The 12,364-nt window shown below is 63.6% G+C and carries 11 protein-coding genes; 7 read left to right on the top strand and 4 right to left on the bottom strand.

Features of this window, described 5'->3' with window-relative positions; translation table 11 throughout:
- The first annotated feature begins 279 nt into the window (after positions 1-279).
- Together nirK and A3AI_RS0129245 are read left to right on the top strand one after the other, a co-directional pair.
- Positions 280-1,374 carry a copper-containing nitrite reductase gene (gene nirK, locus A3AI_RS0129240; protein ID WP_024518978.1) on the top strand — a complete coding sequence of 365 codons (1,095 nt, stop codon included), beginning with the start codon at positions 280-282 and terminating at the stop codon, positions 1,372-1,374.
- A 47-nt stretch (positions 1,375-1,421) separates the two neighbouring features.
- On the top strand, positions 1,422-2,300 hold the full coding sequence (locus tag A3AI_RS0129245; RefSeq protein ID WP_024518979.1) for an SUMF1/EgtB/PvdO family nonheme iron enzyme: 879 nt from the start codon (positions 1,422-1,424) through the stop codon (positions 2,298-2,300).
- Positions 2,301-2,306: 6 nt separating this feature from the next.
- Here the strand turns inward: A3AI_RS0129245 and A3AI_RS0129250 are convergent, their stop codons facing one another.
- Positions 2,307-3,095 carry an alpha/beta fold hydrolase gene (locus tag A3AI_RS0129250; RefSeq protein ID WP_024518980.1) on the bottom strand — a complete coding sequence of 263 codons (789 nt, stop codon included), beginning with the start codon at positions 3,093-3,095 and terminating at the stop codon, positions 2,307-2,309.
- Between the two features lie 150 nt (positions 3,096-3,245).
- On the opposite strand from A3AI_RS0129250, the gene A3AI_RS0129255 reads away from it, so the two are divergent.
- From A3AI_RS0129255 to A3AI_RS0129265, 3 genes are read left to right on the top strand one after another with little or no spacing between them, the layout of a single operon-like run.
- Positions 3,246-3,896 (top strand): GntR family transcriptional regulator, encoded by a 651-nt coding sequence (locus A3AI_RS0129255; protein ID WP_024518981.1) that lies wholly within the window; start codon positions 3,246-3,248, stop codon positions 3,894-3,896.
- Positions 3,893-5,422, top strand: coding sequence for an aldehyde dehydrogenase (locus tag A3AI_RS0129260; RefSeq protein ID WP_024518982.1), 1,530 nt, complete (start codon positions 3,893-3,895; stop codon positions 5,420-5,422). The genes A3AI_RS0129255 and A3AI_RS0129260 overlap by 4 nt, the downstream gene beginning before the upstream one ends.
- A gap of 57 nt (positions 5,423-5,479) precedes the next feature.
- Positions 5,480-6,844, top strand: a complete 1,365-nt coding sequence (locus A3AI_RS0129265) for an MFS transporter (RefSeq protein ID WP_024518983.1) — start codon at positions 5,480-5,482, stop codon at positions 6,842-6,844.
- A gap of 405 nt (positions 6,845-7,249) precedes the next feature.
- Here the strand turns inward: A3AI_RS0129265 and A3AI_RS0129275 are convergent, their stop codons facing one another.
- Positions 7,250-7,642: a cupin domain-containing protein gene (locus A3AI_RS0129275; protein ID WP_024518984.1), complete on the bottom strand. Its 393-nt coding sequence runs from the start codon at positions 7,640-7,642 to the stop codon at positions 7,250-7,252.
- 209 nt (positions 7,643-7,851) lie between these two features.
- On the opposite strand from A3AI_RS0129275, the gene A3AI_RS0129280 reads away from it, so the two are divergent.
- Complete coding sequence (locus tag A3AI_RS0129280) at positions 7,852-8,364, top strand: Spy/CpxP family protein refolding chaperone (RefSeq protein ID WP_245286974.1); 513 nt, start codon at positions 7,852-7,854, stop codon at positions 8,362-8,364.
- A gap of 292 nt (positions 8,365-8,656) precedes the next feature.
- Here the strand turns inward: A3AI_RS0129280 and A3AI_RS0129285 are convergent, their stop codons facing one another.
- Together A3AI_RS0129285 and A3AI_RS0129290 are read right to left on the bottom strand one after the other, a co-directional pair.
- Positions 8,657-9,307, bottom strand: coding sequence for a CoA transferase subunit B (locus A3AI_RS0129285; RefSeq protein ID WP_024518986.1), 651 nt, complete (start codon positions 9,305-9,307; stop codon positions 8,657-8,659).
- A gap of 16 nt (positions 9,308-9,323) precedes the next feature.
- The gene (locus tag A3AI_RS0129290) at positions 9,324-10,031 is read right to left on the bottom strand and encodes a CoA transferase subunit A (protein WP_024518987.1); all 708 of its coding nucleotides are present in this window, start codon (positions 10,029-10,031) and stop codon (positions 9,324-9,326) included.
- Between the two features lie 325 nt (positions 10,032-10,356).
- On the opposite strand from A3AI_RS0129290, the gene A3AI_RS0129295 reads away from it, so the two are divergent.
- Positions 10,357-12,291 carry an AsmA family protein gene (locus tag A3AI_RS0129295; RefSeq protein WP_024518988.1) on the top strand — a complete coding sequence of 645 codons (1,935 nt, stop codon included), beginning with the start codon at positions 10,357-10,359 and terminating at the stop codon, positions 12,289-12,291.
- Positions 12,292-12,364 lie beyond the last annotated feature (73 nt).

Below are 12,364 nucleotides of genomic sequence, written 5' to 3' on the forward strand. Positions count from 1 at the left end.
TGCAAGGTTTGAGCACGCATCATCAAACATATCTGATTTCCGGCGCGGATGCTTCACCAAAATAGGAGGCTGCGCATGGGCTGTTGAATTCCGCAAGCTCTTTGCTGCGAATTCGAGGAAAATATTCCGCACGAGGGCGGCGCGAGCGCACTTGACGTTTTTTTTGATTGAGCCCCGTCATAGCGCAAGTGCAAAGCAGCAGAACATTGTCGCGGAACAAATTGGGTTGCGGCGATCGGTACATGATGGCGGCGTTCAGACAACCAAAGGACGCTTCCCATGTTCACCCGCAGAGCAGCCTTGATGAGCGCCGCGGCCGCAATCCTCGCGCTGGCAACGCCTGCGCTTGCCGCAGAACTGAATTTGCCGCGCCAGAAGGTTGACCTGGTCGCGCCGCCCTTCGTGCATCCCCATGAGCAGGCGACCAAGGAAGGTCCTGGGATCATTGAGTTCCGGCTCGTGATCCAGGAGAAAAAGGTGGTGATCGACGAGAAGGGCACCACCTTCCAGGCCATGACCTTCAACGGCTCGATGCCGGGACCGCTGATGGTGGTGCACGAGGGCGATTATGTCGAGGTCACGCTGGTCAATCCCGCGACCAACACCATGCCGCACAATATCGACTTCCATTCCGCAACCGGCGCGCTCGGCGGCGCCGCGCTGACCCTGATCAATCCCGGCGAGCAGGTGGTGCTGCGCTGGAAGGCGACCCGCACCGGCGTCTTTGTCTATCACTGCGCCCCCGGGGGCCCGATGATTCCCTGGCACGTTGTTTCCGGCATGAACGGCGCAGTGATGGTGCTGCCGCGCGACGGACTCAATGACGGGCACGGCCATGCCTTGAGATACGACCGCGTCTACTACATCGGCGAGCAGGACCTCTACGTGCCGAGCGACGAGAAGGGCAATTTCAAGTCCTACGACTCGCCCGGCGAGGCTTATAGCGACACCGAGGAGGTGATGCGCAAGTTGACCCCGACCCATGTCGTCTTCAACGGCAAGGTCGGCGCGCTCACGGGCAAGAACGCCCTGACCGCCAAGGTCGGCGAGAACGTGCTGATCATCCACTCAGAGGCCAATCGCAACAGCCGTCCGCATCTGATCGGCGGCCATGGCGACTATGTCTGGGAGACCGGCAAGTTCAGTAATCCGCCGGAGACCGGGCTCGAGACCTGGTTCATCCGCGGTGGCTCGGCGGGCGCTGCGATGTACAAGTTCCTGCAGCCCGGCATCTACGCCTATGTCACGCATAATCTGATCGAGGCCGCCGATCTCGGCGCCACCGCCCACTTCAAGGTCGAAGGCAAGTGGAACGACGACCTGATGACCCAGGTGAAGGCGCCGGCCGAGATCCCGCCCTCGGAAAGCAACTAGCCAACAAGGGGCGGTCTCCGATCGCCCCTTTCGCTTTCGAGGCCACCATGCTGATCGCATTCAAGCTGAAACTGGCGCTGGCCTGTGTCGCGGGCCTTGCTTGCCCGTTTGCCGTCGCGCCGCTGGTCTCCGACCACGCCATGCACAACGCCGCCGCGCTTAGACCCGCTATGGTCGAGCTGGCACCGGGCGCCCTGTCCTATCGCGCCGCCGGCGAGTTCACGCGGGACGGAAAGGTCGTGGAGGCTCCGCTTCTCTCCATTCACGTCTCCGGGCCGCTGTCGATCATGCAGCACCAGGTCTCGTCCGCCGACTACCAGGCCTGTGTCGATGATGGCGTCTGCCACGCCCTCGCCCATGACGTCGTCATCTCCCCGGAACGTCCGGCGGTCCAGGTGAACTGGCACGACGCCAGCGCCTATGCGGCGTGGCTGTCGCGCAAGACGGGCGGCCGTTATCGCTTACCTACCGATCAGGAATGGGCGTTGGCGGCACGCAGCAGATTCCTCGATGACGGCGTGACGGTTGACGCCGCCAATCCCGCGCAGCGCTGGATCGCCAGATATGACCGCGAAGCGGTGCGCGACGCCGATACGGCGACGCGGTCGTTCGGCACCTTTGGCATCAACGAGAACGGCCTCTCCGATCTCTCCGGCAATGTCTGGGAATGGACCGCGACCTGCTTTACGCGCAGCGTGCTCGGTGCTTCGGGCGCAGTTGCGAAGACCAATGCGAATTGCGGCGTCCGCATCGCCGAGGGCGCGCATCGAGCCTATGTCACCGATTTCATCCGCGACGCCCGTGCCGGCGGCTGCGCGGCCGGCACGCCACCCGACAATCTCGGCTTCCGGCTGGTACGGGATGAGCCGTCGTTCGCGGCCAGAATTGCCGAGCGGTTCGGCAAGACATTTTTTTTGCGCGGATAGGCCGCCTCAGCGTGCGACGGCGGCCGGCAGGAAATCGGCAATCGCCTCCAGGAAAAGCTTCGGCGATTGCAGTTGCGGGACATGGGCGCAGCCCGGGATGATGTGCAGCCTCGCCTCCGGCAGCAGCGCTGCAAGCTCGTGCGACATCGGCGGCGGTGTCGCTTCGTCATGCTCGCCGACCATGACCAGCACGGGCACCTTCACGCCTGAAACCTCACCGCGCAGATCGAGGCTGGCCAGCGCCTCGCAGGCAGCACCGAACACGCCGACGTCGGTGCGCAGGAAGGCCTCGCGGCGATCCTGCATCAGCATGGGATGCGCGGCCTGGAACTCCGGCGCGAACAGCCGGCGCATGGCGACATCGGTGATTGCGGCAAGGCCCTTCTCTCTTGCCGCTGTCGCCATGTTGCGGAAAGCCTGTCGACCTGGCTCGGAGAAGGCGGCACCGCTATCGGCCAGGATCAGCCGGGCGGCGAGCGCGGGATGACGGATCGCCATCTGCAGCGCGACGAAACCGCCATAGCCATTGCCGAGCACGATCGCCTCGCCAACAGGCGCCGCCTCGCGGACGAGATCGGCCATGCGGTCGGCGACTGCATCAAGGCCGCCGGCAACAGCCCGCGAGCGGCCGAAGCCGGGCAGTTCGGGCACGATGACGCGAAACGACCCCGCAAGCTCGGGCACAACCGCATCGAAGCTGGCGCGGTCGGACAACAGCGAGTGGAACAGGAACAGCGGCGTCCCCGCCCCCTGCTCCGCAGCGTTGACGCTGCCGTCGACGAAAAGCCGGTCCATGCCTGTTCCCTCACAAAAATCCTCACCTGCGCCGCGCAAAGCGGCGCTCGCGGATGATTGATAGAGAAAAATGCAGCGATTTCAAGCTATCTCTCTTGACGTGATATTTCACGAATGCGAATATAACACCTCTGGACACGAGAGACTTCCATGCTTTTGCGGGAAAATGTCTATGAAAGCCTGCGTTCTGATATCCTGAGCTGCCGCCTGGCGCCTGGCGATGATATGCGAGAGCAGGAGCTCGCCGTGCGCTATGCCGTGAGCCGCCAGCCGGTGCGCGAAGCTTTGGCGCGGCTGGCGCGCGAGCATCTCGTCACGGTGCAGCCGCGGCAGGGTTACCGGGTCAATCCGATCTCGCTGTCTGACGCGCGCGATCTGCTGCGCTTTCGTGCCGCCCTGGAGCCGGCCTGTGTTGCGGAAGCGATCGAGAACGCCGCTGACGCCGCCTTGAAACGGCTGGACCAGTTCCGCAGCTTCTCCGGCGATCATGAGGCCTTCATCGCCTACAACCGCGCCTTCCACACGGCGCTGGCGAATGCATCGGGCAATCGCCGCATGGCGACCGCGCTGCGCGATTTGATCGAGCAGGCCGACCGCCTGGTGCGGGTCAGCATCGCCAATCTGAAAGGGCACAACCCCGCAAAGCTTGTCGCCGAGCACGCCGCGCTGATCGACGCCATGCAGCGGCGCGACCGGCGCACGGCGTTGCGCATCATCAAGGACCACATCAGCCAGACCGAAAAACGCGTGTTGCCTGCGCTCAAGCGCAACGCGGTGATTGTCGAAGGGAGTGAGGCGTGAATATCTCTGCAAGACCAGCCACGACCAGCGTGGAAATCCATGGCAATTTCGTCGACGGGCGCGAGGTCGAGGCCGGCGATGGCGAACTGCTCGACGTCCGCAATCCCGCAACCGGCGAGGTGATCGCGAAGATTCCGAACTCGACGGCAGAGGACGTCGATCGCGCGATGAAGAGCGCGCGCGCCGCCTTCGAGGGCAAGGAGTGGGGCGGCATGGACATCCGCGCGCGCGCCCGCCTCGTCAACCGGCTGGCGGATGCGTTCGAGGCCAATCTCGATCAGCTCTATCGGCTGGAGACGCTCAACAACGGCCGCCCGGTCAATGAAACTCGGGCGCAGCTGTCGCGGCTGCCGGATTTCTTCCGCTACAATGCCGGTCTTGCACTGGCACGCCGCGACGCGGTGATCCCGGTCGAAGGCTCCTATCTGAACTACACTCTGCGCACGCCGATCGGCGTCGTCGCCAACTGCACGCCGTTCAATCATCCGCTGATGATCCTCTGCAAGTCGCTCGCCGCAGTGCTCGCCTCGGGCTGCGTCACCGTGGTGAAGCCATCCGAATACACGCCGCTGACGACGCTCAAGCTTGCGCGCATCTTTACCGACGCCGGCCTGCCGCCGGGCGTGTTCAACATCGTGCTCGGGCTTGGCCGCAGCGCGGGACGGATGGTCGCCGAGCATCCCGACATCAACAAGCTGGTGCTCACCGGCGGCACCGAGGCCGGCCGCATCGCGGGCTCGGCCGCCGCCAAGGTGTTCGCGCACCAGACGCTCGAACTCGGCGGCAAGACGCCGGTGATGGTGTTCGACGATTTCGACGTCGATCGCGCCGTCAATTACGCCGCCTTCGGCGCCTTCATCGGCGCCGGGCAAACCTGCGTCTGCGCCTCACGCCATCTGGTGCAGGCGTCGATCTATGATGAATTCGTCGAGAAACTGAAGGCAAAGACCGAAAGCATCCGTCTCGGCGATCCCTTCGATCCTGCAACCCAGCTCGGGCCGGTGATCTCGGCCAGGCAGCGCGATCGCGTGCTGTCCTATTGCAACTTCGGCCGCGAGGACGGCGCGCGGCTGGTCGCCGGCGGCGATGCGGCGAATATCCCCGGACACGAGAACGGCTACTTCGTCCAGCCGACTGTGTTTGCGGATGTGACCAGCAAGATGCGCATCTTCCAGGAGGAGGTGTTCGGCCCCTTCACCTCGGTGACGCGCTTCACCGACGAAGCAGATGCGCTGCGCCTTGCCAATGACTCGCCATTTGGCCTTGCCGCGGCGATCCGCACCCGCGACGTGGCGCGCGCGCATCGCGTGGCCGCGCACGTCAAGGCCGGCATCGTCTGGATCAACGACCATCATCGTCTTGATCCCGCCTCGCCCTGGGGCGGCGTTGACGCTTCCGGCGTCGGCCGCGAGTTCGGCACCGAGAGCTTCAACGATCATTTCAACGTCAAGAGCGTGATGGTCGCGACCCATGACCAGCCCTTCGACTGGTACCGCGACACGGCCACGCAGCGGCGACTGAACTAGCGGGCGTTCGTCCGGGCGAGATCAACAGAAAAAAATGCATTACAGGGGAGGAAACACATGACGACGGTCAACTCAGGGAGCCGGCTGGACCGGCTTCCGATCGGGCCATTCCATCGCCGCATCATGCTCTTGGTCGGCATTGGCATGTTCTTCGACGGCTTTGACATCTATCTCGCCGGCTCCGTGCTCGGCGTCGTGCTCAAGACCGGCTTCTCGACATTGCCGCAGAACGCCGCGTTTATCTCGGCGACCTTCGTCGGGATGATGCTCGGCTCGTTCGGCACTGGCTTTCTCGGCGACCGCTACGGCCGGCGCTTTACCTACCAGTTCAATCTGCTGCTGTTCGGGCTTGCGTCACTCGCCGCGGCTTTCGCGCCGAACATGACTGTGCTGATCGCCTGCCGCTTTGTGATGGGCGTGGGGCTCGGCGCGGAGAACGTCGTGGGCTATGCGACCATCACCGAGTTCGTGCCCGCGCGCACCCGCGGGCGATGGTCCGGCTTCACCACGGTCTGTGTGGTGACGGGCCTGCCGATTTCGCTGCTGGTGGCCACCCTGATCATCCCGCAATTCGGCTGGCGCTCGATGTTCATCCTCGGCGGCATCGGCGCGCTGATCGTCTGGTATCTGCGCAAGTCCTTGCCGGAATCGCCGCGCTGGCTCGAAGCGAAAGGCCGCACCGAGGAAGCTGACGCCTTGTTGCTGGCGATCGAGCGCGAGGCGGCACAGGGCAAGCCGCTGCCGGCGCCCGCTGCTGCCACAGCCGTCCCCGTGTCGAGCGATCTCGGCACGCTGTTCACGGCGCCGCTGCTCTCGCGCATGATCGTGGGCGCGGTGTGCCTGATCACCATCAACACGCTGCTGTACGGTTTCGTCACCTGGCTGCCGGTGTTCTTCATCAAGCAGGGCCTGTCGATTGCGACCTCGTTCGGCTATTCGCTGCTGATGGCGCTGGGCGCACCGGTCGGCTCCGCCATCGGAGCACTCACGGCCGACCATTGGGGCCGCAAGCCCGTCATCATCGGAGCGTCGCTGATCACCGTCGTGCTCGGCATCATCTATCCCATGATCAGCGATCCCGTTCTGCTTCCGGCCGTCGGCTTCGCGCTGACGGTGCCGATCTATGTGCTGGTGGCGTTGTTGTTCGGCATCTACATCCCCGAGCTTTTCCCGACCGAGGTGCGGCTGCGCGCCTCCGGCATTGTCAACACCCTCGGCCGCGGCGCCACCATCGTCACACCGTTCCTGGTGGTGATGCTGTTCGAGGCCCGCGGCGTCGCCGGCGTGATGGCACTGATGATCGGCCTGCTCGTGGTGCAGATCGTCACGGTCTGGGCACTCGGCATCGAGCCCCGCGCGCGAAGTCTGGAGGAGCTGAAGGGCGACGAGGCCGCAGCCGGGGTGCTGAAGGAGGCGTCGTAAGGCGACGCTGTGCCAATTGGAATGCCCCCGTTCCGGGGCGGTGCAAAACCGCGGCTTTGGCCCGGTCCAAAACCGCCTCGGCCCAACCCCGACCTCCAACCACCGGAAACAGCACCGCTTACTATCAAATTACCGCTCACACATCGCGCTTGCATCCCTTCGATACGCGCGCCATCATGAGCTTGATCCGAAGCGGCAGACCTACCCGGCGGATCGGAATGCCTCCGGTGCCCAATAGCCCCGGAGGCCTTTCATTTTGGGGGGACAATCACGCAGGGCTGTCATCGCCTTTTGACCATGCGATCACGCCGCCCGAGACCTTAAGCGCGATGACGATTCAACCAGATCTCATCGCGCTTTAGGTGCTGCACAAACCTTATCTTGCACACACGCGACGGCGCGTGGCTAACCCGATGCCAGAGGAACATAGTCGTATTCACCGACGCCTTGTAGAACCAAGAACGTGAGCGACTTCGTTCCACCGTTGGTTACCAGATGCGGTCGAGCTGCCCTGACTGCAAAGACTTCGCCCGGCTTCAGATGCACTTCCTCTTTCGGATCCTGCAAGAACAGCCTCATGTCGCCTTCGAGAACGTAAAAAGTATCCGATATGTTGCTGTGGCAATGCCACGGAACCTTCTGCGTCGGCGAGAGCTGCAATTCCATAATACGAAAGCCGGGACGCTCTGCATGCTGAACGCGACGCTCCACTTCATAAAGGTGACTGGCGTCCCGGATCGGCTGCCCTTGTTTCATGTCGGCCTCCTCAAATAACCGAGCTTCGCTTTCGATTCCCATCTTAGCTCTCGCGCGGCCTCGGAGTAAGCGTCGGGACCGGTGGCGGGATTGCAAGGAGCGTCATGATCGCATCCCTATTTTTATCTGCACGACAGAGCATGGAACTCACCGATGCGTGAGAGCCTGCTTGACTTGGATCAACATGGCCCCGCGAGCCCCTTGGCGATCTTCTGCTCAGGGGCGAAGGACACGAGACCCAGGAGTTCGCGATGATGATCAAGAAAGTAGCCGTTGTAACGACTGCAGCTCTCCTAGTGGCATCGCCGTTTGCGTACGCAGCAGAGACGTCTTCCACTGTAGGAATGCGGCATCCTGTTACGGGAGCCGACCTGAACGCCTTGACGGATGCGCGCATCGGCATGACCAAGGCCGCCTTGCAGCTGACGCCCGAGCAGGAAAAATACTGGCCGGCCGTGGAGGAGGCGATACGCGCGAGAGCGAAGAACAGACAAACCCGGTTGGAACGGGTAGCGGAACTGCGCGATAGTGACCCGGCGGAAGTTCTTCGCGAAAAGAATCCGGTCGAACTCATGCAACAGCGAGCGGACAGGCTGACCCAACGTGCGGCAGACCTCAAAAAGCTCGCAGATGCTTGGGCGCCGCTCTACAAGACGCTCAGCGAGGATCAGAAGAAGAGGATGGCTTTCGCGACATTCGTCACCGGGCGCGCAATGCGAGAGACGATTGACCGTCGTATCGAATCCGAAGATGACGACGAATAGGGCCGCATGAGTTGCCACCGTCGCGGAGCAAGTCGTGTTGGTCCGCGACGGTGCCAGCACTCAAGCGCGTGACATTAGCGTCATTGCTGCCGGAACATTGCACGGGCGTCGCTTGCAGCAGTTCGTCCTGGGTAGGACAATCGCCGGGACGACGATGCGCAACGGCCGTCGAACTTTGGCCGTCGCAGAGCGTCTTCGAGCGAAGCACCGGTTCGCGTAACGAGAACGCGTCAAAACAAGAATCCAAAACTTCGGTTCTGATTCAATCAGAACCGAAGCTCCGGAATATGGCTTACGTATTCTTCAGCGCGACGCGAAAATCAGCTTCGGTCTTGGACTTGACCTCGTCGAGCGTGACGCCGTCGGCGAGTTCGATCAGGGCCATGCCGCCATCGCCGTGCTTGTCGATGGTGAAGACCGCGAGATCGGTCACGACCATGTCGACCACCCGCTCGCCGGTCAGCGGCAAAGTGCAATTCTTCAACAGCTTGGGGCCGTCCTTGGCCGAGTGCTCCATCACGACCACGACGCGCTTGACGCCGGCGACGAGGTCCATGGCACCGCCCATGCCCTTCACCATCTTGCCGGGAATCATCCAGTTGGCGAGATCGCCGTTCTGGGCCACCTGCATAGCCCCGAGGATGGAGAGATCCATGTGCCCGCCGCGGACCATGCCGAAGGAGTCGGCTGAGGAGAAATAGCTGGTCGACGGCAACTCGGTCACCGTCTGCTTGCCGGCGTTGATGAGATCAGCGTCTTCCTCGCCCTCATAGGGGAACGGGCCCATGCCGAGCATGCCGTTCTCGCTCTGCAGGCTGACGTCGACGCCATCGGGGATGTAGTTCGAGACCAGCGTCGGAATGCCGATGCCGAGATTGACGTAGTAGCCGTCGCGGAGCTCTTTCGCCGCACGTGCGGCCATTTGTTCGCGGGTCCAGGCCATCTTGTTTTTCTCCCGTTCAGGCCGCCGGGCGGGGGCGGGTATTGCGGAACTCGATGCGCTTCTTATCACTGCCGACCTGAATGATGCGCTTCACGAAAATACCGGGCGTGTGGACGTGATCCGGATCGATCTCGCCGGCCGGGACCAGATGCTCGACCTCGGCGACGGTGACCTTCGCGGCGGTCGCCATCATCGGATTAAAATTGCGCGCGGTCTTGCGATAGACGAGGTTCCCGGCGGTGTCGCCCTTCCAGGCATGGACGATGGCGAGATCTGCGAACAGGCCGCGCTCCATCAGATATTTGTGGCCGTCGAATTCCTTCACTTCCTTGCCCTCGGCGATCAGCGTGCCGACGCCGGTCTTGGTGTAAAAGGCCGGGATCCCGGCGCCACCGGCGCGGATGCGCTCGGCAAGCGTGCCCTGCGGATTGAATTCAAGTTCCAACTCGCCCGCGAGGTACTGCTGCGCGAACAGCTTGTTCTCGCCGACGTAAGACGAGATCATCTTCTTGATCTGCCGGGTCTCGAGCAGCCGGCTGAGGCCGATGCCGTCGACGCCGGCATTGTTGGAAACCACCGTGAGGTTCTTCACGCCGGAATCGCGGATGGCGTCCGAGAGGGTTTCGGCGATGCCGCAGAGGCCGAAGCCGCCGGACATGATCATGATGCCGTCCTTGAGGAGACCCTCGAGGGCGGATTTGGCGTCAGGGTAGACCTTGTTCATGAAATGGACCTGCTGGAGAGCGGCACAAAGGCCCGCACTGACCGGATTATTAGGCGAAATCTTCGCAATGCGTCAATGATGGTCGCACGCACCCGTGGTCCTTATGCTCGGGAGCGGGAGAACGAGGCGACGGTTGCGGCCACCGGCCGCACCTCGTGGCAATACGGGGCTGTGCGCAGCCGACGCGCGGCCTTGAAAGCGTCAAGAAAACCCATCAAGTTGCGCGGGTTGGCTCGGGTTCGGCGCGCCCCTGCCCGCCCTTTAATCAAACAGCGGTTCGCGCAACTCGCCCGATCAGGACTGCGATCAGGACATGGCATTGACGATGGCCCAAGGAATGAAGCGCCTGGGGACGCCGATTGCGGCATTGCTCGGCCTGGCGTTGCTTGCGCTGATTGCCACCTCCTGGCTGATCAACCGCGACGCGCTGCGTCAGGCGGTGGAGGCGCAGATCCGTGCCGTCACCGGGCTCGACCTCGTCATCGTCGGCTCGACCGACATTTCGGTATTCCCCGGCAGCTATGTCTCCTTTCACGACGTCCGGCTGAAGGACGGCGGCAGCGCGGACCCTGCGCTCAAGGTCGACGTGCTGACCGCCAATCTCCGCCTGCTGCCGCTGTTGCTGCAGCGGTTCGAGATTGCCGACCTCATGCTGCTGCGGCCGTATATCCATGTGCGGCGCGAGGCCAATGGCGACAGCAACTGGACACCGTTCATCGAGACCATCGCGCGCACCATGAAGCCGGGTGCGGAGAACCAGGTCTCGTTCTCCGAGATTCGCGTCCAGGATGGCGTGCTCAATTATGAGGATGCCGGCACCAAGGCAAGCGAGAAGCTCGACGATATCGATCTGTCGCTGGCCTGGCCGTCGATCTCCCGTTCCTTTGCCGCAACCGGCCAATTCGACTGGCGCGGCGAGCGGGTCGACGGCTCGATCGGCATCAGCGATTTCGTCGCAGCCCTCTCCGGCGATCGCTCCGGGTTGAAGGCGCGGCTTGCCAGTGCGCCGCTCAAGCTCGCCTTCGACGGCACGGTCGCCAACCGCACCAGCGCGATGATGGAAGGCACGCTGACCATCGACAGCCCGTCCTTGCGCAACGCGCTGCAATGGACCGGGCAAGTGCCGCCGGCGGGCGGCGGCTTCGGCCGCTTTGCGCTGAAGGCGCGCGCCAATGTGGTCGGCGGCTCGGTCGCACTGACCAACGTCAATGTCGAGCTCGACGGCAATGTCGCCGAGGGCGTGATGACCTATTCCAACAACGGCCGTCAGACACTGCAGGCGACGCTTGCCGCCGATGCGCTCGACTTCACGCCCTACATCTCGACCTTCCGGCTGCTTGCGAGCGGCGCCCATGATTGGAACCGGCAGCTGTTCGACCTCAACGCGCTGTCCGCCACCGATCTCGACATGCGCCTGTCGGCCGCGCGCGTCACCGTCGGCCCGTCGAAACTCGGCCGCACCGCCTTCGGCGCGAACCTGCGCGGCGGCGCGCTCGCGCTCTCGGTCGGCGAAGCGCAGGTCTATGGCGGCGTCGCCAGGGGCTCGTTTGCGGTCGCGCGAGCCGACACCGTGGCGGATGTGCGGGCGCAATTCCAGTTCGTCGATGTCGACCTGGCGTCCTGCGTCGGCGAATTGTTCGGCATCAACAAGATCTCCGGCCGCGGCAATCTCAATGTATCATTGTCGGCCTCAGGCTCGAGCCCGTTCGGGCTCGCACAATCGCTCGACGGCAATGCGACCCTGACCGGCCATGACGGCGCCCTCTCCGGCTTCAATGTCGAGCAACTGTTGAAGCGGCTGGAGCGGCGGCCACTATCGGGCGGCGGCAATTTCCGTACCGGCTCGACGCCATACGACAACCTCACGATTTCGGCGAAGTTCGCCGACGGCACCGCGACCGCCGAGGACATCCGCATCGAGGGCCCGACGTCGCGCGTGACGCTGACCGGCACGGCCTCCGTACCCGCGCGCGAGTACGACCTCAAGGGCGTCGCCAGCCTGACCTCGGGGGGCAATGACGGTACGGCCTTCGACCTGCCCTTCGTGGTGCAGGGGCCGTGGGACGATCCCCTGATCTTCCCCGATCCGGAAAGCCTGATCCGCCGCGCACCGGCGGCCGCGCCCCTGCTCGACGCGGTCAAGGATCGCAAGACCCGCGACGCCGTCCGCTCGGTGATCGAGCGCTTCACCGGCGGGGCCCAGCAAAAGGCCACCTCCCCGGATGCATCGGCCTCGGCCGATCCCGACAAGGCCGACTGAAAAAAAGACCAGCTGAGCAAGGCGGGTGACCGTTGCGCCTTGACATACGCGGCCAATCGCCGCGCGCGGGTCG

Source organism: Bradyrhizobium sp. Tv2a-2, assembly GCF_000472425.1.
Classification (GTDB): Bacteria; Pseudomonadota; Alphaproteobacteria; order Rhizobiales; family Xanthobacteraceae; genus Bradyrhizobium.